Origin of the sequence: Bradyrhizobium sp. URHA0013 (assembly GCF_000518345.1) — a bacterium.
In the GTDB taxonomy this organism is placed as follows: domain Bacteria; phylum Pseudomonadota; class Alphaproteobacteria; order Rhizobiales; family Xanthobacteraceae; genus Bradyrhizobium.
In genome coordinates, this window is sequence record NZ_JADK01000010.1 from 120,267 (window position 1) to 144,319 (window position 24,053).

Consider the following 24,053-nt stretch of genomic DNA (forward strand, 5'->3'; position numbering starts at 1 on the left):
GCGATAGTTTTACTGATGATCTCTACCTTAGGTCGCGCAGCAAAACTCGGAGGTCAACGTGGTTGGAAGCTTTTTGCATTCTTCGCTGTCTTGCTAGCGTGGTATGGTATCGCCGACGCCGGAACTATCAATGCGGTGCAAATTGTCGATCTCGCAATTGAGGTGCTCGCGGCCAGTGGTCTCGTGCTGATGGCATTCGAGATTGATTTTCTTCCGGGTCGATTTGGCGCGGGTTCGCTGGCGCCTATTTTGCCTATGTTCTGTTTGGTTTGCCGAGAAAGCTTTCATCACCGAGGGCGGGCCTGCGGCCGTCGTCATCGAAAATGCACATACGCTGCGTTGCGATGCCGTTTCACGATTCGACCTTCAGCAAGGCCTACATGCTTCATGTCGGCATGAACATCGAAGACAAGGAAAATCTCTGTCTTGAAATAGCGCGTGTTTTGCAACCAGGGGCGCTTTTCGCAATCTATGACGTCATGCGAAAAGCCGAAGGCGAGTTGCTGTTTCCTGTGCCATGGGCCACCACAAGCGAGTCGAGCGCCGTAGGCTCTCTCGAGCGCTACAAGCGTGCGTTGGAGCGAGCGGGCTTCGCAATCCTGTCGGAACGCAGCCGAAAGGACTTCGCGCTTGCTTATTTTGCCGACCAAAAAGCCCGCTCGCTCGCCGCCGGCGTTGCTGCATCTCTGGGTCTGCACACGATGGGTGAGAGACGGCAAGATCAAATACGCAGTATGACTGCATGTATCTCAAAGGGCATCATTGCTCCGTGCGAACTGATTGCGCGCAAGGCTTGAGCCGCGGTCCAAGTGCGATCCGCCTCTGGCCATGTCTGTGTTTGGCTCATTGATGACCTGCCACTCGCAGCCGGTGGAGGACCGCTTGTGACCCTGGCTGTGTGAAAACGCCGTGCCTGTTATGATTCCCGCACTGAATCGGCGGGGGCTGGCATGGCTCGTTTCGTTCAAGGAGCTGATCGCGGGCAATCTACTTTGTTGCCGGAATGCCTGGACACTGGGTTGCAGATGACAATCCGGTTCGCGTGATCGACGCCTTCGTTGCAGCCCTCGATCTGGCTGAACTTGGGTTCGGTGGCGTTGAGCCTGCCGGCACAGGTAGGCTGTCGTATCATCCGGCCGCGCTCTTAGGGCTCTACATTTACGGTTATCTCAACCGTGTCCATTCGAGCCGCCGGCTTGAGCATGAAGCTGGCCGCAACGTCGAAGTGATGTGGCTGCTCGCCAGGCTTGCGCCCGATCACAAAACGATTGCCGATTTCCGCAAGGACAATGGTCCCGGCATCAAAAAAGTCTGCGCGCGCTTCGTCGAGGTGTGCCGCAAGATGGGGTTGCTCGCGGCAGCCAGCGTCGCCATCGACGGCAGCAAATTCAAAGCTGTCAATAATCGCGACAAGAACTTCACGCGCGGCAAAGTCGAGCGGCGGCGCACGCAATTGGAAGAGAGTGTTGCGCTCGCTCAGCTCGATACCGCCGACCGGCAGGAGTCGTCGGAAACGCTGGAATTAAAAAGACGCGGATCAAAGAACGGCTCGAAAATCTGACCGTTGAAATGGCGAAATTCGCAGTTATTGAAAAACAGGTTCTGGCGTCGCCCGATCAGCAGATATCGTTCACGGATCCTGACAGCCCTTCGATGGCCACGAGCGGCCGTGGTTCCGGCATCGTCGGCTACAACGTGCAGACGGCGGTCGATACAGAAAACCATCTGATCGTCGCGCACGAGGTGACAACAAGTGGCTCAGACCGGTCACAACTTGCAAACATAGCACAGCAGGCCAAAGCCATCCTTGAGGCCGACACGCTCGATGTTGTCGCCGATCGCGGCTACTTCAAGGGCGAAGAAATCCTGGCGTGCGAGCAATCTGGCATCACGGTGACGTTGCCTAAGCCGATGACATCGGGTGCGAAGGCTTCGGGGCGCTTCGGCAAACAGGACGTTGCTTATCTGCCAGATGAGGATGTTTATCGCTGCCCGGCCGGTAAGCAACTCAAACGAACTGTCGTTCGAGGAGATGCTCAAACGTGCGGCCTATCTTCCTCCGCACAGCGCCATCTTCTTCGGGATTCTTTCGGTGGACGCTGCGGGAGTTGCGCATGAGGAGAGCAGGGCAATGGCCCGTCTTCACGCGGCGGCAAACGCGCCGGTGTTCAGCCATATCGACATGTTCTTCGGTCAAGCAATAGTCGGCGGACCGATTACCCTCATCTCAGACGTCAGCCGGCAGGCGGTTGGTGCCGGCATTCGCATCTTGGACGGCGAATCGCCCGCCGCGATCGGCAAGGTAGTGGTCGGACCGGGAATGCCGCGATATGACTGGAAGGAGCTTCAGCGTTGGGACATCAGTGAAAGCAACCTGCTTGCCGGAAGCGAGGTTTTTTTCGTGTTCCCGGCCTATTGGAGCAATATCGGCCCCATATGATCGCCGGGTCGTCACTCCTGCTGCTACAAGCGGGCATCATTTCGTGGCTGCTCTTCGAGCGCCGGCGCCGACATGTTGCGGAGCTGGAGGCTGGCAGTCGCCGCCGGGAGGTCGTTCGCCTAAACCGGATTGCTACTGCTGGCGCACTATCATCATCCATTGCCCATGAGCTGAACCAGCCCCTTGGAGCCATCCTGAGCAATACGGAGGCGGCGCAGACATTGTTGAAGGCTGACCCGCCCGACCTCAGGCAGATTGGCGAAATTCTTGCCGAAATTGTTCGAGACGATCAGCGCGCCAGCGAGATCATCTTCGGCTTGAAAAACCTACAGGACAACAAAAGGGCTTCCGATCTGCAGGCGTTCGACCTCAACGAAGCGGTGCGCGATGTCGCCGGTATCGTGGGGCCCGAGGCTGTGCGGCGGGAGATCATTTTTACCACCGACTGTGCAACCGATGGATTGCCAGTAAGAGCTGATCCGATCCATATGCAGCAGGTGATACTGAAACCCTGCGATGAATGCCCTTGATGCCATGGACGGGTGCGATCCAAAACCAGGCAAGCTGAAGATCCGCACCTTCAAGGATGCAGATTCGGGGACCGCCAGATTGGCCGTGACAGACTCAGGCCGGGGCATTCCGGTGGACAAACTGACCACGATTTTCGAAGCGTTCTTTACGACTAAGGCCCAGGGGACTGGGCTGGGATTGCCGATCGCGCGTACGATCATACAGACCTATGGCGGGAAAATCTGGGCCGAGAACCGCCTGCGCGGCGCAGCATTCTACGTCACGCTTCCATTGGAAAAGGCCATTACCGTTTGAAGTGGAATGTAACTGCTGGGGAGCGTCGGAGGACGCCTCGATCGGACATCGGTGTCGCAATAGATGGGCAGCTCAAGCACGGTTCAGGCCACAGCATCCCATTCCAGGCCTTCTCTCGGATCGAAATCGATCACGGCTCGGCCGGCACGCTGCTGCAGAAGGTCCGGGACGAGGGCACGTCGGCTAAGGCGACAACGGCCGCCAAGAAGGCTCGCAACGCTGCCGCCGGGCAAAAGGAGATGCTGATGCCCATCGCTGAGAAGAGACAGGCGAAGGAAGCGGTAGCCAAGAAGCCGACGGCCAGGTCGCACCGGAAGACCGCCTGAGAGCGTTAGTCTTCCAGGCGCTCGGGACATCTATGGCCGGTCGCATCATAGCACGTCGGCAAGCGCGGCAGCAGCCGCCTCACGAGTCCACCCGGCAGTACCTCATAAGCGATCTCGAACGCGCGCTCGCGGGCGTGAGGGTCAGTACTGTCCTTTCCAGCCGTGATCGTCGCACTCGCGGATTGCGCCAGCTTCGTGCAGCACCGAGTTCGCCGAGCGGTGCAATGTCCCGTTTTCAGCCGCTTGTACTTGGTCACAAGCATGTAGCGCTCCTGCAGTGACGAATCCGTTCGGCCCTCGCTGCTCCCGAGCGGTTAGCATGAGACGGGGATTAGCAATCGGCAGAGCTTCGACCTGGCCACGTGCACTTCACGTCAGTCAGACCGGCAAGACGAAATTCGAAGTAGTCGAGTGCTCGCTCGAAAGCTACGCGGCCCTCGTGCGGCAGCAAAATGAATGGGTTGCAGAGGTAGCCCTGCAGACCGAAATCGCCAAACTGCCGTACAGGGTTGAACTGAGGCGACAATCTTGGAGAGCGTTGATTGTGTTTTATTTTTCGGTCCGGCGATTTGATTTTGTTTGGCACCCTTGAGGGGCGCCGCGCGATGAGGATTACCACATTTGGCGCGACTTGGAATTTCCCGTTCTATCAGCATGGGCACGTCTCTCTTTGGTCCAAACCGGACCTTGAGCGGGACACCATCTGAGGCCCAGCTTCGGGCCGAGAAGCTGACATCGGCTGTCGCCGGTCCTGCGCTCGCTAAGGGCGCGTAAGCAACGTCGGTGTTGGTCTCGATGACCGAAATCAACAGGCCATGGCGCCCGAGCGAACAGATGGGGCTGCTGTTAGAGTTCATTCGTTCGAGGAGTTGGAGACGCCCTCTCCGGTCTTCGCCCGATTGCCGGGTGCCGCTGGCTCCCGATCGAAGAGGGAGTAGATTGGCCGGGAACAACCCCTGATGCCGGCTGAACAAGGATCGGTCGGGACACGTCTCGAGGAACAGCTCCATCGAATAGCGCTGGACAGTGCGCTGAGCCGTGCCAACCGCGAGCGTACGGTTCGGGTTCGAAACCGCCTGCTGGCCGGTCTTGCGCCGGCGTCGTTTGAGCGGCTTCGTCCCTTCCTTCAACCCGTTGCGCTCAAGCGCCGGGAGGGGGTGTGAACTTCCAGGGGCGGTCCTCAAGATTCTGGTGAGCTATCCAGATGGCTTCGCCGACATGGAGGACCTCGTGCGCGACATGGCTATTACGCATGTCTGCGGCCAAGGTCGCGGTCGCTCCGATTCGATACAGACCGAAAAATTGAATCTAGCGGCCGCTGCAACTCCTCTCATGGTACGTCGAGACGGCAGGTCCGAGAAATGGGGTCTCCGCAAATCGACCTTGATTGCTTCTGGACCGGCTCGGTCTTTGAAGGAGTGCATTCCAGATTTGAAGGCGACGCCCGGCAGTGAGGTGCATTGAGCAGAGAAGGCGAGTTGAGCGCACCGACCGGGACGGTTATAATAATCCAATTCACTTTGACGCAGCGCACTTTACGGCGCTGACGTATACCTACCCTTATGTTTGTGGGGCGGCGTAATGAGCGAGTGCGGAAATGTCGAATGAACCGGTTGAGCTAGACGCGCTGGTTGTTGGTGCGGGCTTTGCGGGTCTCTACCAGCTGTTTCGGCTTCGGGATAACCTTGGCTTGAAAGTCAAGGCCGTAGAAGCGGCCCAGGGTGTTGGGGGCACGTGGTTCTGGAATCGCTACCCTGGAGCTCGGTGCGACTCTGAAAGCCATGTCTATTGGTATACGTTTTCCCTGGATTTGATGCGACAATGGGAGTGGTCCGAACGCTATCCGGGCCAAGCAGAAATTCTGCGTTATCTGAATTTCGTTGCCGACAAGCTCGACCTGAAACGCGACATTCAATTTGGTACCCGGGTTGCGTCGGCGCATTACGATGAAGCGACGAATCGCTGGCACATCCGTGCAGAAACGGGCGAGACCTTCATCGCGAAGTTTCTCATTACCGCGGTCGGCTGCCTCTCCACTGCCAACGTGCCCGACATTCTGGGACTGAAGACCTTCAAGGGTGAGTGGTATCATACAGGGCAGTGGCCGCACGAAGGCGTCGAGTTTGCGGGCAAGCGAGTGGGGATGATCGGCACCGGATCGACCGCCATCCAGGCGGCGCCGGTGATCGCCGATCAAGCCAAGCATCTGACCGTATTTCAGCGTACCGCGAACTATTCAGTACCAGCACGCAACGTCCCATTGACGGCGGACTTCAAGCAATATGTCAAAAACAGCGCCAGCGAAATACGCGCGACTACGCATCAAACCTACAATGGCATGGGCTTCAAGGTTGCGGAACGCAAAGCGGTCGACACGCCGCCAGAGGAGCGCGAGAGAATTTATGACGAGGCCTGGGAGCGTGGCGGGCTGCAGTTCCGCGCATCCTTTGAGGACATGCTCGTTTCTAAGGAAGCAAACGACACCGCTGCCGATTTCATAAAAAGGAAGATCCGCTCGATTGTGAAGGATCCCAAGACCGCGGCGGTCCTCGCTGACATTGATCATCCGTATGCGGCCAAGCGCCCGCCGATCGATACCGACTATTTTGAGACCTACAATCGGCAGAATGTCACGCTGGTGGACGTCAAAGCTGCGCCAATCCGGCAGATCTCCGAGATTGGAATTCGCACGGATCAGGCCGAGTACCCCCTAGACATCATAGTTTTTGCGACAGGGTTCGATGCGTTGACGGGACCGCTGCTCAAGATGGATATCCGCGGGCGGGGCGGGATCGCACTCAAGCATGTCTGGGAGGCAGGACCACGCAATTATCTAGGTTTGCAGGTCGCTGGTTTTCCAAACCTCTTCACCATCACGGGGCCCGGCAGTCCATCGGTTCTGTGCAACATGCCCGTAGCCATAGAGCAACATGTCGATTGGATCACCGATTGCATCGCTCATATGCGGACTAACGGGCTGGAGCGGATCGAGGCACGGGCCGACGCCGTCGAGAAATGGGTAAGCGAAGTCAACGAGGCGGCTGCACGAACACTACTGCCGCAGGCAAAGCATTCCTGGTACCTCGGGGCGAATATTCCAGGCAAGCCGCAGGTATTCATGCCATATGCAGGTGGCTTGGTCCGTTATCGCGAGATCTGTCAGAAGGTCGTCACCCGCGGCTACGAAGGTTTCGCTCTGTTATAGTCGTTTGCAATGAGTTCGGCTCGTCTTCCTCGGCGATGGTTCGGTCGTTAACCTGAATCGTGCCTAGCGGAGCTGCAAGCACCTATCCTTCCGAGGCCACCGCCCCTCACGGCCGAAGCGCGCCCCAGAAAGCCGCCAGCTGCAGGTGGAAAATCCTACAAGATTGACGCCTAAGCCGGTGTTCTCCTAAGTCGGGATGTGCGGAGCACAAGCCTGCGCAGGTTGAGCTCCAGCATATCTGCGAGGACCATTATCGTGCGTCGTGGGTTTGACTAACACGTCCGAGTCTGGCTCGAAGGCCACATCGCAGTCCGATACCGTTCTCGTCAGAGACAAGGCGCAAAAATGCCCCGTCAAGTCCGGGGCTAGAGTTTGCTTTGGAGGTCGTCTCTTTTGTCTGCGCTCGGAGTTCAGAGATTCAAGCTCATCGCTTCGGGGTAATAGTGGAAGCCCTCCGATGTCTTGGCGATATGGCCGTAACCTGGCCAGGCAAAATGATAGGACATCACAGGAATCTTGTTTGCAGCAATCATATCTAGCAGTTTGACCCGGCTTTCAGCTGCCTGCTGCGGATCGGTGTCGTACGAGAACTGCATCCGCGGTTTTTCAAGCAGCAGTATCGGATGGTGAGTAAGATCACCGAGGAAGGCGAACGATTTCCCTGCCGACGAGACCATGAAGATTGTGTGACCTACGGTGTGGCCAGGAGCTGCCATGGCCTGCACGCCGGGAAGGAATTCCTGACCGTCCTTGAAGAACACAAGGCGATCTCGTATCGGAAGTAAGTTCTTGCGTGCATGAACGACAAAGTCCTTCAATGGACTGCCAAGCTTGCCTTCATCGGTCCAGAAATCGAAATCGCTCTGAGCTATGTAGTACTGTGCGTTAGGGAATAATGGCTTACCGTCCGCGTCCACAATGCCGCCGATATGATCGATGTGCGCATGTGATAAGACCACGGCGTCGATGTCGGCTGGTTTAATGCCAGCCTCTGCCATACTCTTCTGCTGACGGCCGGTGGTCGGTCCGAAGGCCTTAGACGTTCCCATGCCAGTGTCGAATAGAACTAGCCTGTCACCCATATTCACGATCGGCGAATTCTGCTCCAGCACCACATTTTCCGGTGAGAGGAAATTGTCGCTCAGCATCTTCTTCACTTCTTCATCAGGCACGCCGATGAAGGTCCCTTTCGGAGGACCGAGTGGCAGCGGACCGTCAGAAACGACCGTCACTTCGGCGTCTCCGAGACCGAAGCGATAGAAATAAGCTGGCTGCGTCCCAAGCTTGGGTGCTCGCGCAAAAGCGTTACTGCCCAGCACGGTCGATGCGCCTAATCCTGCGCCGAGGGCGAGCAAGGAGCGCCGCGAAAGGTCGTATGTCATGTTTCCTCCTTTTGTTATTATGAAGTAACATAGCAGGATGCGCTCGTTCCCGAAGGCTGGCAAGGGGCGTCCGTCTTGTGCGAGCGAGCCGTCCGTACATCTCGCTCGTCGGCTCGAAATGACCCGCGTACTGCCGTAGATCGCTCCTGGTGAGCGGAGCTGCGTCACATATCATTTGCGTCTGAGTTCTCCCGGGTCGCCATCTGTCCGCAGTTAAGGTTGGAAGGGAAATGACCGGCGCTGGATGAGCTCGACGTGAGGGACCGCGAGTAGACGTCCTTCCTTCGCGCTAAACACCTCGAGCGACAGGCGCCGAGCGCTCATCTTGCGATCGCTATGTTGTGAGTGTTCATTCCCGAAGCGGATCCGCTTCGCGAAAGTCCATGCGATGAGCGGAATGGGCAAGGTGGATAGCGCGGCACCAGCGCATCGCGGTAAGATCCCGTGACGTATATTGAGCAGCAAGGCGGCGCCCAACTCTACCGGAAGGTACAATGCCCATTACCGAGGCTCCGGCCTCGCTCCATCTTTATGTCGCTTGATCAGCATGGCCTCGCTGATCTACAGTCGGGCACAACACGACTGGTTGATTCAACAGCCGGATCACAGGGAGGTGCAGTTCGATGAGCGGACCCGTCACGCGTCGCACGCTTTTGGCCGGTGGCACGGCTACTTTGGTGGCCGCCCCATGGGTAGCCAGGGCACAGGCAAATACTCTCCGCATAGGCATGCAAAGCATCCTATCGGGACCCATCGCGCTGCTCGGCACCTCTTCGCGCAACTCGCTCCTCATCGAGCAAGATCGCATCAATGCCGCTGGCGGCTTCCTGGGCCGGCAAATCGAGTTCGTATTCCGGGATTCCAAAGGCCAGCCGCAGGAAGCCGCGCGCGTCGCACGTGAACTGGTGAACACTGCAGGCTGCGAGCTGCTGGTCGATGCGGAAGCGTCGTCCGCCTCATTCGCGGTGCAGGAGGTTATGCGGGACCTCAATGTGGCCTGCATTCACACCAACAGCGAGACGTCATCGCTCACCGCTGATCCGAAGATCCGGGTGCCCACCGCATTTCGCGTGGCGCGTCAGGGCGTGCACGATGCTGTCGCCGGCAGCCTCTACCTCGCCGACTTCGCCAATGCCAAGAAAATCAACAAATGGGCGACTTGCTCACCGGACTACGCCTATGGGCGCGACACGACGGCGCAGTATCTGCAGTTCTTCAAGAAGTTCAAACCGGATGTCGAGGTCGTAACCGAGGCCTGGCCCAAGCTCGGCCAGCCGGACTTCACCGAAGTGATTACCAAACTTATCCAGGCCAAGCCGCAGGCGCTGTTCACGCTGCTTTATGCCGGCGATCTCTCGGCGTTCGTGAACCAGGGGAATGTCTATGCTCTGTTCGGGCAGATGACCGTCGCAACTCCGAACGTCGACTATCCAGTGCTGGCCGCGATCAAGAATCTGCCCGCGGGCATCCAGTCGGCCACGCGTTATCTTGAGACATTCCCGGATACGCCGGCGAACAAGGAATGGGGTCAGGCGTACTTCAAAAGGTGGAACGAACGGCCGACTAATTGGTCCTGGCAGAATTCGGTCGCCATGCACTTCTATGAGGCAGCCATCAAGAAGGCCAATTCTTTGGACGGCAAGGTGATAGCGGCTGCCCTGACGGGACTGAAGATCAATTCGCCTTTTGGCGCGGACGGCACCATTACCATGCGGGACGATCACACGACAATCGGCTATGCGATCGGGTGGGGACAGACCATTCCGAAGGATCCGTTCATCACCGACATCAAACCCGCCGATTGGGGCAAGATTATCGAACTTGAGACGGAGTGGAAGAAGCAGCAGAATTACAGCTGACGATCGATGGACTTCAACGCGCTCGGCGCATGTTTTACGACCCCCGCCTGTGTGGTGACGCAGGCCACCAGCGGCCTGATCGTGGGCATGCTGTTGTTCCTGGTGGCTGCCGGCTTGACGCTGATCTTCGGCGTTCTCAAGATCGTCAACTTCGCCCACGGCACCTTCTACATGCTGGGCGGCTATGTAGCTTACAGCGCATACGCCGCGACGGATAGTTACGCGCTCGCCGTGTTGGCGGGCGCGGTGGCCATGGCCTTGTTCGGCGTGCTCTTCGAACGCGTGCTGATGAGCAGGGTCTACGGCAGCAACGTGCTTATGCAGCTTCTGGTGTGCTACGCGGTGGTGCTGATCTTCGACGACATCGTCAAGATTGTCTGGGGGCCCGAGTTCCGCGCCATGGGAATGCCGGCTGCCTTTCAGGTCCCGCCGCTGTTCATTGCAGGCGGCGTCGTGCCTCCGTTTTACGCCGTGCTGATCGGAATAGCTGCGCTGATCGCCATCGTGCTCAGCCTCGGGCTGTCCAGAACGCGCCTCGGCAAGACAGTTCGGGCCGCGGCGGTCAATCCGCAGATGGTCTCGGCGCTGGGGGTCAATACGACGGTGCTGTTCGCGATCGTCTTTGCGATCGGCGGCGGGCTCGCTGGCCTCGCAGGCGCGCTCGCGGGTCCCGTTCGCTCGCTTTCGCCCGGCATGGGCTTTTCGATCCTGATCGAGGGATTCATCGTCACTGTGATCGGCGGTATGGGCTCGATCGCAGGCGCGATGGTAGCGGCGCTCGTCATCGGGCTCGTTCGAGGCTTCGGCACGATCGGCTTCCCCGGCTTCACAGATGGGCTTATCTACATCGTCATGATTGGTATCTTGGTCCTGCGCCCGCAGGGACTGTTCGGCCGCCCCCTATGAAGCGCAATCCTGCCTCGCGCGATGCCCTGTTCGCCGCGATCGTGCTTATCTTGCTGCTCGCGATCCCAATCTTGCACCGTAGCCCGGCCTTCGAGGACTTCATTATCCGTCTCAGCGCGATGGCGCTGTTCGCGACGTCGCTCAATCTGCTGGTCGGCACCACAGGAATGGTCTCATTCGGCCACGGGATGTTCTATGGCTTCGGCGCCTATGCATTTGGCCTCACGATGCAGTTGACGGAATTGTCTCTGCCCGTCGCGGCGCTATTCGCGGTGGCTCTGACGACCATCGCCGCTCTCGTGGTTGGCGCAATCTGCGTCCGACTAAGCACGGACTATTTCGCTTTCATCACCCTCGCGGTGCAGATGCTCTTCTTCAGCGTTATTGTCTCATGGCAGAGCCTGACCGGAGGTGATCAGGGGTTGCGCGGTGGTATTCCTCGCCGTCACATCTTTGGTTTCGACCTGGGTTCGCAGCTTCATCTATACCAGTTCTGCGCCATCGTAGCCGTACTCGGATTGTTGGCGCTCCGCCATGTCTCGATGAGTCCGTTTGGGAATACGTTGCGCATGATCCGCGACAATGCGGAACGCGCTAGCTTTGTCGGCATCGTCCTGTGGCGCGCCCGGCTGCTGGCGTTCACGATCGCGGGCGGCTTCGCCGGGATGGGAGGCGTGCTGGCAGCCCTGTTCGTGTCAGGCGCCTATCCCGAGCTGGCCGATTGGCCCAACTCGGGCCAGGCCATTTTTGCGGTCATGCTGGGAGGCATCAACAGCTTTCTCGGGCCCGTGCTGGGCGCGATGATCCTGCTCGCGCTGAATGACTTGGTGCAGCGTTTCACGGAGTATCACGGACTTGTCCTGGGCGTCGTGATCCTCGCATTCGCGCTTGGCCTGCGCCGAGGCGTACTCGATTTCATCCACCTCGTCTGGAGCAAGCGCGCGCGATGAACGTTGAGATCAATCATCTCACCAAGTCATTCGGCGGCGTACGCGCGATCGACGACGTGTCGCTTGCCTTTCCCTCCGGCAGCTTATCAGCAATTATCGGACCAAACGGGGCCGGCAAGACCACCTTCTTCAACCTGATCAGTGGCGCGTTCATCGCCGATTCTGGCGAGGTGCTGCTTGACCGTGAGGACATTCTCCAGCTCTCCAAAACGGAACGCATGCGGCGGGGCATTGGGCGTGCCTTCCAAGTCGCGAGTTGTTTTCCGACCATGACTGTGCGCGCGAACTTGATGGCTGCGGTCACGGCCCACGCCGGCCGCTGGGCCAGCCTGTCTCATCGCTTTCCGTCCCCTGGCATGCGCGAGCGTGCGGACGATGTGATGGAGTTCGTCGGGTTGACCGATGTTGCCGATGTCGAGGCGAACATCCTCTCGCATGGCGATCAGAAGCTGCTTGATATCGCTATTGCGCTCGCGTTGGAGCCCAAAGTGCTGTTGCTCGATGAACCTACGGCTGGCATGGGCCCGGACGAACGCTGGCGCATGATTGAGCGCGTTCGCGCTCTTTGGGAACGCCGAAAGCTCACACTTATTTTCATCGAGCACGACATGGATATCGTCTTCAAGGTTGCCAGCAGCATTCGCGTGCTCTGCTACGGCAAGGTGCTGGCCGAGGGCACCCCAGACCAGATCCGCAACAACCAGGCTGTCATCGACGCCTATCTTGGGGCAGAGGAGAACGCGACTTGACCGAGCTCTTGCGTGCGGAGGGCGTAAGCGTGTTCTACGACGCGAGCCAGATCCTATTCGGTGTCGATGCTGCGCTCCAGGAAAAGTGTACACTAGCGCTGCTCGGCCGAAATGGCGCGGGCAAGAGCACGACAATGAAGGCGCTCGCTGGCATTGTCCCGGTGCGCAGCGGCCGCATCTTCTTCGCTGGCCGCGACATCACGCACGCACCGCCTCACGCGCGCGCGCAGCTGGGTATGGCTTATGTGCCGGAAGACCGGCAAGTATTCCCCGAGCACAGTGTGGAGGACAACCTCCAGATCGCGGCCAAGAGCGGCCCTGGCGGCCGGCGTGACTGGACGCTGCCGCGGATCTGGGAAACGTTCCCGCTTCTTACAAGGCTTCGATCCCGCCAGGCAGGCCGCCTTTCCGGTGGCGAGCAACAGCTGCTGGTGATCGCTCGTGCGCTGATGGGAAACCCGCTGGTCCTGCTGCTTGACGAGCCTAGCGAAGGGCTGGCGCCGATCATTGTCGCCGACATCAGCAGGGTCTTGCGAGAATTGGGCGCGGGTGGCGCCACGATTTTGCTGGCTGAACAGAACATGCATTTCTGCCTGCGGATTGCACAGGAGGCCCTCGTCATCGATAAGGGCAAAGTCGTACATCGTGAAAGCACGGCAGGCCTTTCAGGAAATGATGATATTCGAAGGCGCTATCTCGCGATGTAGACCCTGCAGAGCAGACATGACGCCTCCGACAGGTTGTTCCCGAAAACCGACCTCCTGCCTCAGTCACGTGTCAGCCGGTCGCCGCGCGCATTGCCCGTCTTCGCATCTATCAGTTGAACCGTAATCCGTACCCGATCCCCGGCCTTTCGCACGCTTCCTTCAACAAGGTAACGGACGCCCAGATCGTGCCCGATCTGCTTTAGGTCAACAGCTTTTCCCTTATGAACAAAACTGGAATTGCGGGCGATCACGAACAGCCACTTGATGCGTGACAGGCCCGTGATGATGTCTTCAACGATGCCATCCGCAAAATATTCTTGTTCGGGATCGCCACTCATGTTCTGAAACGGTAAGACCGCGATAGACGCGCCCGGTATGACGAGCCCTGCAGGGCCGCCCATTTCGGATTGGTCGGTTTCTGGTGGGCGCTCTAGTCCGACGAGGCGATAACCCCGGCCCGGCATAGTAATGATAAAACTCTCGCCATCGGTTCGCCTGTCCAGTTCTTTTCTCAATGCGGAAATGTGGACCTGGATATTGTTCTCCTCCACGGCCAGGCCAGGCCATACCGCGTCAAGGAGTCGATCCTTGGACACAACGTTGCCCTTCGCCAACGCGAGGACACGCAGAATATTCAACGCGCGGCTACTTAGGGCAATCGGCGCGCCCTGAAAGCTCAGTTTGCTGTCGCTCAGATCGAAATGGAAGGGTCCGAAGCTGACCTGATCTTGATCCATCGAGGCCGCCATTCTGCCAGCGGATTCAGGACAATTAAGTTTCTGAACCAAGGAGCTTAAGGGCTACGCGGGGTACAGTCCAGCAGTTACCGCGCAACTTCCTCAAAGAAGGGTGCGCATCAAAACGTGCCGAGGAGGGGTTGATTATGCACTCGACACTGGCAAGGACATTGAGCGTTTTGGTCTGTTTTGAAAGCGTCGACATTGCGCCGGCACCATCGGTGGCAGAGGTCTGGCCCGAGCGCGGCGTGAAGATCATCACTTCGTTCCCCGCGGGTACAGGCGGCGACCTTTCGGCGCGTCTTTACGCTGAGCGACTGGCGCTGCGTTGGGGCAAACCGGTCATTGTCGAGAACAAGCCGGGAGCGGACGGAATCCTGGCGGTCACGTCCGTCATCGGGATGCGTGACAATCACACCCTTCTCTATACCAATGGTGGTCCAGTCACGACCAACGCGTTCAATCATGCTCATTTGCCCTATGATCCCGTGCGCGATCTCATTCCGATATCCTCGGGCGCCGATGTCTCGATCGCAGTGTCGATTCCGGCATCATTGAAGATCGATACACTTGCGGGCTTCATAGCGCTCGCTCGGGCGCAACCGGGTAAGCTCAACTGGGGCGCTACTCCCGGTGCCCTCGACTACGTCGTGCCAAGTTTTTTCAAACGCACCAATCTCGATCTAACCCACGTCTCTTATCGGGAGATCGCACCAGCGCTGCAGGACTTGGCTGAGGGCAGAATTCACTTCTACGTTTCCGCCCTGGCAAGCCAACTTGGTATGGTCGGCAGCGGAAACATCAAAGTCATCGCGGTCACCAACCGAGAGAGAAGCCCATTGCTTGCCGAAGCTCAGACCACGGCTGAAGCTGGCTTCCCCGATCTATCGTTGGAGGGTTTCCTCGGATTCTTTAGCCCACAGGGGATGCCGAAGGATCTGGCCGAGCGGATCGGCGCTGACATTCGCGCGGTTGGTGCTGATCCGGCGATTGGTGCTCGCCTAGCCAGCGGCGGGCTGATCGCTCGCACCAACACGGCCGCGGAATTCGGGGAGATCATTGAAAATGAACGCGCCAAGGTCGCGGCCATCGCGCGTGCCGGCGATGTCAAGGCAAAGCCCTGATCTGGCCGGAGGCAGAACGTCATGCTGCATAGCGACATCACCCCCGATCGGTTGTTTTCACTGGGTACCGGCTATCGATGTGCCAAAGTTTTGCTTTGCGCGGTTGAACTGGACGTGTTCACAGCGCTTGGTGGGCAGCCGCGAGCGGCTGCAGATCTCGCGCGGATGGTCGGTGTCCATAGCCGCTCAGCATGCGATTTCTTCGACGCGCTGGTCGCACTCGGGTTGCTGGAGCGGGATACCGCTGGACGATACGCCAATACCATGGAAGCCAGCCTCTATCTCGATCGGAATAAGCCCTCATATCTTGGCGGTATGTTCAACCAGTTCAATGCCCGTGAATACCAGATGTGGTCGAAGCTAGGTGATGCATTGCGAACCGGTGAGCCTCAGATTGGCAGCACGTCCGCGGAGCATTTCGCGACGATTTATGGTGAGCCGGCACGCTTTCGGACGTTTGTAGACGCGATGACAGCAGGCAGTCTGACGGCGGCGAAAGTCATCGCGGAAAAGTTTCCCTGGTCGAACCACCGGACGCTGATGGATATCGGTACAGCACAAGGGTGTCTTCCAGTGCAGGTCGCTCATTTTCATCCCCACATCACAGGTGGCGGCTTCGATTTACCCGAGCTTTCGAAGGCTTTCGCAGATTATGTCTGCGATAACGAGCTTTCTGAACGCCTGCGTTTCTACCCGGGGAGCTTCTTCCGTGACGATCTTCCAGCCGCGGATATGCTGGTGTTCGGCCGTGTCCTGCACAATTGGGACCTGGCTACAAAAAAAATGCTCTTACAAAAGGCCTATCAGGTGATCCCAAAAGGCGGTGCGGTGGTTGTTTACGACATGCTGATTGACGATGAGCGACGCACCGCCGCGGGTGGATTGTTATCAAGCCTGAACATGTTGCTGTGGACCAACGCTGGGTTCGGTTACGGTGGGTCGGAGTGCGCCGATTGGATGCGCGAGGCGGGATTCAGTGAAACGCGCATCGAACCGCTTGTAGCCGGGCAATCGATGGTGATCGGCCAGAAATGAGGAGAACCGGGCTTCGACGGCCAATGTTCGGTGCGGCCACAAAAGTCGACCAGAATGTCGGATTCTCTCAGTTGGTGACCTGAAATAAACTTGCTAACCGAGGCTCGAAAGTCCCGCTCTGGATTCGGACCATGCCGCAAAGACGGCCCGTCAGGCGCGCTCATGTACGTGCGGGTCATCTCATCCGATATGACGTGCTTCGACGAGGCCACCGAAACGCCGGCGTAGGTTCCTCTCGACTTGGGTTGTAGGGACGATAGCCCGAGAAAGAGCGCAACGATCCTCCAGAACGCGGATCAGGCCTTCCTCGATCGATGTTCACTCAACTCTGTCTGGATAATAGACGCTAACGCCAAGCCGCCCTCTGGCAGCAGGCGCATTGCCAGGTTGGTGAACACTCATGGCCTGTCGGCGCGCACTTTCAGAGGCCGACCACGCTTCTCGCTGCTGAGGCACCGTGCCTGGGCCTGGCCTGCGCAGCAGTTCTTCGGTGCAAGGCGCTGCGCTTCGCCGACCCCTACCGGGCAGCCAGGACCGCCTTCAAGACGTAATGCGATACCGCAGCCGTCTACAGCCCCAAATCCTCGTTGATGAGGCTAGAACCACGGGTAGAAGCCCTGCGTACTGGAGGTGCGTCGGGCCGCGCTGCGCTTCTTCAGTACGCCTAGTCCAACCGCAGCGGGCGATCCGATGCTCTACCGATCGCTTGCATGTGGGCCGCCCAGAATCTAAACGATCAGCCGCTCAACAGGCTCCTCATGCGATCCCGATCGATGACGGAGCAGTCAGGCGGCAGAGAGCAACCGTCCCATTCGGCTATTTTCGCGGCTATATAAGGCCGGGCGATGACATCTTGGGGCAGGGCGACGCACATTGCGATCTCAAGCACGCCGCGGAACACCTCTGCGTCGTACGTCGCGGCAACAAGGAGTTTTGCCATGATTGGATTTGATGGCGGTACCACTGTGCCGTCCTCCAGTGCGTTCATCTCTGCGATCCGCGCGCGGTCGGCAACGATCTGACTCCGATAGAACGGGGCGACTTCAAGCTCAGTCTTAGCGTCATAATCTCCGGCGAGCGCCGCGGGTTCGAAGAGGTTTCGGCGCACCAAATCGCGCAGCACCTGTGCGTGCAGAAGACCGACGCTCAGACCCCGTCCTGCGGATGGATTGGTACACGCCCATGCGTCGCCAACGGTCGCAAACCCCGTCATGACGGGGCGACTGTCGATGGCAAATCGGCGGTATCGATCAAGGACGCCTGCCAACACGTGAACAGGTGAGATCGGCTCTCCATCAAGTCAGTGAGCCTGCTGCGGGCACGCCGACACGACACGATGAAAAGTGGTCGCATCGCGCAGGGCTCGCATCCCCTTGTTCTTCGCTGAGGTGAACAAGGTGATTGACCACGTATCGTTGTCACCATGCAGCGTCAAAATGGAGAACTGCCCCATCGGCGTAAGGGTACGTTCCGTCCTGCGAGGTCGCTGGGAGCTTGAGAAATATCGCGTAAAGTAGACGAAGTTGCAGTCCTGCGCCTCCTCGGTTGGGCTCTGGCCACCCGCGTCGATGATCCATTCGCCGGGCCGGGCTCCGCCGTCCCATGGCGTCGACGACCAGATCGGCGACAATGCGCTCCCCGGACGTTGTGCTCACCCCGGCGACGTGCGGCACACCGGAGATGGCCGATGCGCCGGTAATCAAGCTTTGAACCTTAGCAGCCCGGCGGATGGTCACGTTTGGTGCGTTTTGTGCCAGCGCAGCGACCACCCATTCAATGACCGGCCTGCGTCCTGCAACGCAGCGCATGGCTTCATCGCCGGGACGCGGTGCCCTGTCCGTTATGGTCGGGGGGAGAGACTCACTATCGAGATTGTCCACCCAGACGCAACCAGCGCGAAGCAAGCCATCCGTGAGCCCGGGCAATTCAACGTCACTGATCATCCGGAAACGCGAATGGAGACTATGGGGCTGCCTGAATTGGGCAACGCCGGGGCGGTTCCAAGAATTCCAACCACCGATAGGAGTCTCTGGATGATCTGCCGGGTCGGCCTCCAGGACTGTGACGCGGTGACCGTCGCGTCCGAGCATCATTGCCGCGCACAATCCAATGGGGCCGCCGCCGCAAATGACGATCTTACTCATCTGTTCTCCCTTGGCTGTCCGAATGCGGACGATGCGCGACGTGGACTTCTTCTCTTGCCACCGAGCCGCGACGCTGAGCTGTCAGTTCCCATCGATCTCGTCGAGCAACAGCCATCGCGAACCGTCGAAGCGTGCCATCCTGGCTTTCTTCCATCCGACCCGGGCCGAGGGGGAAATGTTGATGGTTACGCCGGGTAGGAACATCGACAGTTGCAGGCCGCGAACGTTGGTTGCCTGATTGATGAGATTTTCGCGCGAGAGGTCGTCGCCGCAGTTCTTTAATATCTCGACGATCATCTGGGCGGTTGAGTACTCGAAGACCGAACTCTCGATGGCTTCATTCGGCGCCCACTCCTTCATGAACGCTCGATATTCATTCATGCCGTCATCGCCGTCCCATATCGAATCTTCCGGCGATTTCAGCCAGAGCGCCGTGACGGCACCGGTCGAAGCATCAAACCCCGCGGGACGCAGGACCGTGGATATGCTGCTGACGCCTGACAGCAGGACGTGCTGCACCTTCCAGCCGAGTTCATGGGACTTGCGGAGCGCCTGGGCGGCAAACCTTGCATTCAGTGGTTCTTAGCGAAGAACACCTGTCGATTGCGATCGAAGCCGATCAGCAAAAGCACGTGACCTCCGATGTTCGGGGTCTTGTGGAAGACATCGCAGATTACTTCGCGGTCCGCGAGGATGGTATTCTCCAGCGCGATGATGCTCGGGTTGTTGCCAAGAGACCCCCAACCCGCCGCTCTGTAGCGAGCGTTCACCCGCGCCAGGAGCGGAATGTGTTGTTCACAGAATTCAACGGCGTCGTAGTCCTCTTGGCTCGCCAGTGCTTCCATGCCGGCAAATCCCAACACGGGTAAGATGTTCAACAACGTCTGCTGATTTTGTAAGTATGGAGCCGCATCCTCTGGAGGCGCGGCGTTCTCTGAGATCTTCTCCGCGATATCGCCGCTGCCCTGGAATCCAGTCAGACTGGAGTTGTTCTCTACCGGCCGCGCTGCCGCCCCCGCGCTGTCTCGGTTCAAAGCAAACGCTTTGCCCATATGAAAGATGTATTCTTCGGATACATCGATGAGCAGACCATACTTGCGTCGATATGCCGCCTCCAAAGCCGCGGCACCCGCAAAAGCCCAGCATGTACCGCGGTCATTCTGGAGCTTGAATCCCGATTGCCATTGCGCCAACGAATAGACGCCGCTGACGGGCTCCCGGAGCGCTCGCGGTCCAAGCACATCCACGCGTCCAAACTTCGTAGAGGCTCGCAAGCCTTCGGCCAACGCCCTAGCATAGGCATGTTTGTCCAAAACCGGTGACGGAGTGACCCTGACGTGCTCCGGTTTTGTGGTCGAGTGCGGGTGATAGTGTTCTCTGAGAAGCTCTGCTGTCTGGGATGAATAGTGAAGCATGATACCTCCGACGGTGTTGTCGATGTGGTGGTTTCATCTATCCTTTGTCCCCTAAAGTTGAATACGCCCGGACGCGCGGAGCGCGTGTGAACTCGCTCACATCGGCAAATGAATATACGAGTTGGTTTGCACCTAGAGATTGGCGCTTGGCCGATTGTCATTAGTGGCGGCCCAAGCCTGGTTTCAGCGAGCGTCTCGGATCTAAATCGATAGGTCCGCTGGAAAGCGTGGAAGCTCCAGGTCGATCAGCTTCTGCGACGCTTGGCCAAGAGCGCTCTTTTCACGATGCGTACACCGCCGATGACAATGACGTATGCGACAGACCGTTATTTGGGTAAGACGTTTCAAGAACAGGAGTGGTGTTGGTGCGGCTAGTAAGCCGTAGAACGAACCAAGCTTGCTCGCGGTGCCGCTTGGAAAGCTTGGTGCGTTGATGCAGCGCGCAAAAGCGAAAACCCCGCGGGGGGAAGCGGGGCTTTCTGGTGGGAGTGAAGCTTAGGGAAGCTTCAATTATAAGACGCTGGCATCGCGAAAAAGGTTCAAAGCTCTTAAAGCGAACCACGCCAATATCGCCATGATCGGGGTGACTGCCAGGCCGAAAAGCACCAAGGGTGCGGTTCATTGCCAGTCCTGTCGCTCGAAGCTGATCTCCTTAAAAGTATACGCATCGCAGCAGCGGCGGCCAGTGGCGGCAATGGTGGAATGACACCTGACCCTGCTTGCGATTTACTTCGCCGTCACGGGCTGCCTGACCCGTATCGTGATCTTCTCCGAAACAATGGGCGGCTCGAACGGATAATGCTTGGCATCGCCTAGCACGAGCTGAAGCGTGTGCGTCCCGGGCGGAAGTTCGAGCAGCGTTTCGGTTTGTCCCGCCCCGAAATGCAGATGCGACTTGTCCTGGAGGATCGGCTCCTTGGGATCGATGGGGTCGTTGACGTCAATCAGCAAATGATGATGTCCGGCGTTCTGATACTCGTCGCCGGCATGGGTCACTCCCATGTTGCGCAAGCCGAACCGGATCCAGAATCCGCCGCGGACCTTCTGCCCGTCGTGCGGGGTGATGAAATACAGCTTTGCGTCCTTGGGAGCTGCCTTGCCTTGCGAGAAGGCTGCCGCCGGGAGCAATGCGAGCGCCGCCGCCAGCGCGACGCAACGAAGGACCTGCATCAAACCAACTCCTACACTCAAGGACTGAGCGCCACGCGGAATCCGTGCGTCGGATAACGAACATTGGTGTCGTAGCCATCGCGGTTGGGCGGCCGCACATATCTCGAATCGTTCTTCCAGGAGCCCGAGCGCAGGACATGAGCGCTGCAGTCCCCGCTGCTCCATGCCGAGCCGTCGCCGGGCGCGCCCTGATAGGTCTTGTGCCAGCAGTCCTCGACCCACTGATCGACACCGCCGCCCATGTCGTGGAGCCCGAACGGATTCGGCCTGAAGCTGCCGACCTTCGCCGGCTGCTCGACCGCGAGATCACCGCAATCCTTGCAACCGGCCATGCCCGGCTGGAGCTTGTCGCCCCACCAATATTTGGTCTGCGTTCCGCCCCGCGCGGCATATTCCCATTCGGCTTCGCTCGGAAGCCGATAAGTCTTCTTCGTCGCCTGGGCGAGATAGGCCGCATATTGCTGCGCGTCGGTCCAGCTCACATTGCTGACCGGCGCATCGTCCTTGCCGATGGCCGTGAAGCCGCACGCCTTTGCAGCGGCGCAATCGTTCCATTCCTGCACGGTCACCGGATATTTGCCGATCGAGAACGGCTTGACAGTCACCTGATGGACAGGACGCTCGGTCGGGTCGTCGTTGCTTCCCATCGTAAAGCTGCCGCCGCGAACGGCGACCATCTCGGGTTCGCGGACGGGAACTGTCGATGGACTTGGCAGCGGAGCGGGCGAGGGAGGCGACGAAGCCGAGGAGGGAGAAGGCTGCGGCCTTTGCGCGACGCCCTCGCGCGGCGGCGGCTGCGGGCTTGGCGATGCGGCAGGAGAAGCGTTAGGAGAAGCGTTAGGAGAAGCGGCGGGCAGGGCGGCATGCTCGCTCACCTTGCCCGGCGCCTGCGTCAGCAGGTACCACAGCACGCCGGTGGCAATGACCAGCAGCGTGAGGCTCAGGAGGAAGATCAAGATATTCTCGCGCCGGCCCTTGGTCTTGCCGACTGCATCTGCATCCGGCAGCACGCGATAGACGCGCACGGGATCGGTGATGTTCTTGACCTTCCGGTCCCCGAGTGACTCGTAGCCGCACACCACCTTGTGCTTGATCTGCTCGTAGATCGCGCCCGAGATGTAGACCTGACCAGGCTCGGCGATGCCCTCGATACGTGAGGCGATGTTGACGCCGTCGCCGTAGATATCGTCCGACTCAACGATGACGTCGCCCAGATTGACGCCAATCCGGTACTCGATCCGCGTATCCTTCGGAAGCGAGGCGTTGCGCCCGATCAGGTTCTGCTGGATGACGATGCTGCATCGCACGGCCTCGACCGGACTGTCGAAAATCGCGATGAAGCCATCGCCCGTCGTCTTCACCAGGCTCCCATGGTGCTCAACGATGCTGGGCTGGATCAGATCCCGCTCGATCCGCTTGACGCGGACGTGCGTGCCCTCTTCGTCGGCCTGCATCAGGCGGCTGTAGGAAGCGATGTCACCGACAATGATCGCTGCCAGACGGCGAGGCCCGACGCCGTGTGAAGGGGGGTCACCGTTGTTCCCGGATCGGAAGTTGCGAATTTCGCCCATAGCGGACCCACAAAACTGGCGAACGCGACGCAGCATACGATCCCCAAAAGGATCGAGCTCCTAAAAATATCACATCGATGAACGCAGACAATATCGAAGCACTCGTCTGTATCGCGTTGCCGATCGAAATGCCATCCCAGATTACCTGCCGGCCGTCGGACGCGGTCTCGCCGCCGATGACTATCTTGCGTACGTATTGGGCGCCGCGACCAGGGGGCGGCGTGAGAGCATGTCAGCGGCGCAGAGACGATTGGGCTGCTAGCAGCCGGTCCCAGAACATTCCGATAACCTTTCGGCATTGCATGGAATGCGCAGGTACTAGTTTCACTTTGAAGGAAGTCGCCCCCATACTAACCATACGGGCGAACTCCTCAAGACGACGAGGCTGCCTGGGAGCGGCCCTTCGGCTTGCCCGTGACGTTGAGCATGGGCTACGACCGGTGAAAGTTGAAGACTTCGCGTCGTCAGTGAGACGGGACCAGTGTTCATCGTGACGATGACGCAAAGCGCTGCTAGGGACCAGGATCATTGGCGCCCGAGCATCATCTGCGTGCTCATGCCAACCCCACCAGGCGCAATTATGAGACCCCCGCCGCCGCGGTGGGATGACTGCGGCATCCGACAAGAGTGCCGTCGTTCACCGGGTTCGCGAGCGGAGGAACGCTCTTATAGGCGGAGTTGCCTATCAGGAGCGCGATCCGGCGTTCGGCGTGAACTGAGCCGCAAGTTTGCACAGCTAGAAGAACAATGCCAACCAGCGCAGCACGCCGATCTCCGCCTCATGATAAGGCTTCATCACTGCCCAGGAGCAGCAATGGTCACGGTCTCTTCCATGATCTTCGCCACGCTACCGTCTCGGACCACGATTGCGGTATAGTAGCCGTGTAGAGGTTGGTCGCCGAGCTTGGCCTGCCACTCGCCAGCATTGAACACGAAGTTGCCGAAAGACCGCGACACGTTGCGCTCGACCGAGTAGTCGTGCAGGTCCAAGTTGACGACATCCTGCAGGTTACGGCGAATCGCTTCTCGGCCTACGAAGATACCGCTTGGCGTCACCCGAATAGCGTCGTTGGTAAAAGCTGCAGCCATGGCATCGACGTCTTTGCGATTGTATGCCTCGGCGAAATCCTTCTGCAGGTCGGCATACTGGTCGGCCGTAATCTGCTGAGCGGCGGCAACATAGCAAGCCGACATCAATAAGAATGCGGCAAGTACGATCGTACGCACCATCGGGGTTCGCCTTCGTCAGGACGATTCGGTCAGAACCACTCGCCCGGCATGTACTTGTCGGCAACAATAATGCTCACAGACACGAGCAAGCCGCCAAAACAGAATAGAGATACCGATAAGAACGCCTCGAAGTCAGCAATCGTCTCGACCGACGCCTTGGGAAAAATACGGGTAGTCAATGCCGCCATGTTGCCCTCCAATTTGTTCTATCGCGGCTGAGCCAAAACTCGCGCTCAGCCCATCACGGCGCGGAGTCAGCGCCTATTTTACAGCATCGA

General features: G+C 58.8%; 22 protein-coding genes and 1 pseudogene. 13 read left to right on the forward strand and 10 right to left on the reverse strand.

Annotated elements, in window-relative coordinates; genetic code table 11:
* Window positions 1–344: 344 nt before the first annotated feature.
* The 6 genes and pseudogenes from N551_RS35660 to N551_RS0116850 all read left to right on the forward strand — a co-directional run bounded on the left by N551_RS35660 (window position 345) and on the right by N551_RS0116850 (window position 6,796).
* On the forward strand, window positions 345–797 hold the full coding sequence (locus tag N551_RS35660) for a hypothetical protein (protein ID WP_051462784.1): 453 nt from the start codon (window positions 345–347) through the stop codon (window positions 795–797).
* A gap of 153 nt (window positions 798–950) precedes the next feature.
* A pseudogene (locus N551_RS39295) lies at window positions 951–2,010 on the forward strand (IS1182 family transposase); the annotation flags it as partial.
* Between the two features lie 121 nt (window positions 2,011–2,131).
* Entirely contained in the window at window positions 2,132–2,440 is a 309-nt protein-coding gene (locus N551_RS0116830) for a hypothetical protein (RefSeq protein WP_027567905.1), read from the forward strand.
* Window positions 2,437–2,970: a sensor histidine kinase gene (locus N551_RS36605; RefSeq protein ID WP_027567906.1), complete on the forward strand. Its 534-nt coding sequence runs from the start codon at window positions 2,437–2,439 to the stop codon at window positions 2,968–2,970. The genes N551_RS0116830 and N551_RS36605 overlap by 4 nt, the downstream gene beginning before the upstream one ends.
* Entirely contained in the window at window positions 2,957–3,265 is a 309-nt protein-coding gene (locus N551_RS36610; RefSeq protein ID WP_027567907.1) for a sensor histidine kinase, read from the forward strand. Before N551_RS36605 ends, N551_RS36610 begins: the two co-directional genes overlap by 14 nt.
* 1,923 nt (window positions 3,266–5,188) lie before the next feature.
* Window positions 5,189–6,796 (forward strand): NAD(P)/FAD-dependent oxidoreductase, encoded by a 1,608-nt coding sequence (locus tag N551_RS0116850; RefSeq protein WP_027567909.1) that lies wholly within the window; start codon window positions 5,189–5,191, stop codon window positions 6,794–6,796.
* Window positions 6,797–7,206: 410 nt separating this feature from the next.
* Here the strand turns inward: N551_RS0116850 and N551_RS0116855 are convergent, their stop codons facing one another.
* Window positions 7,207–8,178 (reverse strand): MBL fold metallo-hydrolase, encoded by a 972-nt coding sequence (locus N551_RS0116855; RefSeq protein ID WP_027567910.1) that lies wholly within the window; start codon window positions 8,176–8,178, stop codon window positions 7,207–7,209.
* Window positions 8,179–8,801: 623 nt separating this feature from the next.
* On the opposite strand from N551_RS0116855, the gene N551_RS0116865 reads away from it, so the two are divergent.
* From N551_RS0116865 to N551_RS0116885, 5 genes are read left to right on the forward strand one after another with little or no spacing between them, the layout of a single operon-like run.
* A complete protein-coding gene (locus N551_RS0116865) occupies window positions 8,802–10,037 on the forward strand; it encodes an ABC transporter substrate-binding protein (RefSeq protein ID WP_027567912.1) in 1,236 nt (411 codons plus the stop codon).
* 6 nt (window positions 10,038–10,043) lie between these two features.
* Entirely contained in the window at window positions 10,044–10,943 is a 900-nt protein-coding gene (locus N551_RS0116870; protein WP_027567913.1) for a branched-chain amino acid ABC transporter permease, read from the forward strand.
* Window positions 10,940–11,893 carry a branched-chain amino acid ABC transporter permease gene (locus tag N551_RS0116875; RefSeq protein WP_027567914.1) on the forward strand — a complete coding sequence of 318 codons (954 nt, stop codon included), beginning with the start codon at window positions 10,940–10,942 and terminating at the stop codon, window positions 11,891–11,893. The genes N551_RS0116870 and N551_RS0116875 overlap by 4 nt, the downstream gene beginning before the upstream one ends.
* Window positions 11,890–12,642: an ABC transporter ATP-binding protein gene (locus N551_RS0116880; protein WP_035961470.1), complete on the forward strand. Its 753-nt coding sequence runs from the start codon at window positions 11,890–11,892 to the stop codon at window positions 12,640–12,642. The genes N551_RS0116875 and N551_RS0116880 overlap by 4 nt, the downstream gene beginning before the upstream one ends.
* The gene (locus tag N551_RS0116885) at window positions 12,639–13,349 is read left to right on the forward strand and encodes an ABC transporter ATP-binding protein (protein WP_027567916.1); all 711 of its coding nucleotides are present in this window, start codon (window positions 12,639–12,641) and stop codon (window positions 13,347–13,349) included. The genes N551_RS0116880 and N551_RS0116885 overlap by 4 nt, the downstream gene beginning before the upstream one ends.
* A 59-nt stretch (window positions 13,350–13,408) precedes the next feature.
* On the opposite strand, the gene N551_RS35675 is transcribed toward N551_RS0116885, so the two are convergent.
* Window positions 13,409–14,086: a winged helix-turn-helix domain-containing protein gene (locus N551_RS35675; protein ID WP_197031147.1), complete on the reverse strand. Its 678-nt coding sequence runs from the start codon at window positions 14,084–14,086 to the stop codon at window positions 13,409–13,411.
* Window positions 14,087–14,232: 146 nt separating this feature from the next.
* On the opposite strand from N551_RS35675, the gene N551_RS0116895 reads away from it, so the two are divergent.
* The gene (locus N551_RS0116895; RefSeq protein ID WP_081747855.1) at window positions 14,233–15,210 is read left to right on the forward strand and encodes a tripartite tricarboxylate transporter substrate binding protein; all 978 of its coding nucleotides are present in this window, start codon (window positions 14,233–14,235) and stop codon (window positions 15,208–15,210) included.
* A gap of 21 nt (window positions 15,211–15,231) precedes the next feature.
* Window positions 15,232–16,245, forward strand: a complete 1,014-nt coding sequence (locus tag N551_RS0116900) for a methyltransferase (RefSeq protein ID WP_027567918.1) — start codon at window positions 15,232–15,234, stop codon at window positions 16,243–16,245.
* A 736-nt stretch (window positions 16,246–16,981) separates the two neighbouring features.
* Here N551_RS0116900 and N551_RS0116905 read toward each other — a convergent pair.
* The 8 genes from N551_RS0116905 to N551_RS38835 form a co-directional block, all read right to left on the reverse strand.
* Window positions 16,982–17,458 carry a hypothetical protein gene (locus N551_RS0116905; protein WP_027567919.1) on the reverse strand — a complete coding sequence of 159 codons (477 nt, stop codon included), beginning with the start codon at window positions 17,456–17,458 and terminating at the stop codon, window positions 16,982–16,984.
* A gap of 87 nt (window positions 17,459–17,545) precedes the next feature.
* Entirely contained in the window at window positions 17,546–17,875 is a 330-nt protein-coding gene (locus N551_RS38830; protein WP_027567920.1) for a hypothetical protein, read from the reverse strand.
* A gap of 595 nt (window positions 17,876–18,470) precedes the next feature.
* On the reverse strand, window positions 18,471–18,908 hold the full coding sequence (locus tag N551_RS0116915) for a hypothetical protein (protein WP_027567921.1): 438 nt from the start codon (window positions 18,906–18,908) through the stop codon (window positions 18,471–18,473).
* A 53-nt stretch (window positions 18,909–18,961) separates the two neighbouring features.
* The gene (locus tag N551_RS36615; RefSeq protein WP_155809752.1) at window positions 18,962–19,804 is read right to left on the reverse strand and encodes a hypothetical protein; all 843 of its coding nucleotides are present in this window, start codon (window positions 19,802–19,804) and stop codon (window positions 18,962–18,964) included.
* Window positions 19,805–20,530: 726 nt separating this feature from the next.
* On the reverse strand, window positions 20,531–20,974 hold the full coding sequence (locus N551_RS0116925) for a DUF4399 domain-containing protein (protein ID WP_027567923.1): 444 nt from the start codon (window positions 20,972–20,974) through the stop codon (window positions 20,531–20,533).
* A 17-nt stretch (window positions 20,975–20,991) separates the two neighbouring features.
* Window positions 20,992–22,545, reverse strand: a complete 1,554-nt coding sequence (locus N551_RS0116930; RefSeq protein WP_027567924.1) for an SUMF1/EgtB/PvdO family nonheme iron enzyme — start codon at window positions 22,543–22,545, stop codon at window positions 20,992–20,994.
* 795 nt (window positions 22,546–23,340) lie between these two features.
* Window positions 23,341–23,775, reverse strand: coding sequence for a nuclear transport factor 2 family protein (locus tag N551_RS0116935; RefSeq protein WP_027567925.1), 435 nt, complete (start codon window positions 23,773–23,775; stop codon window positions 23,341–23,343).
* Window positions 23,776–23,804: 29 nt separating this feature from the next.
* The gene (locus N551_RS38835; protein ID WP_197031148.1) at window positions 23,805–23,963 is read right to left on the reverse strand and encodes a hypothetical protein; all 159 of its coding nucleotides are present in this window, start codon (window positions 23,961–23,963) and stop codon (window positions 23,805–23,807) included.
* Window positions 23,964–24,053 lie beyond the last annotated feature (90 nt).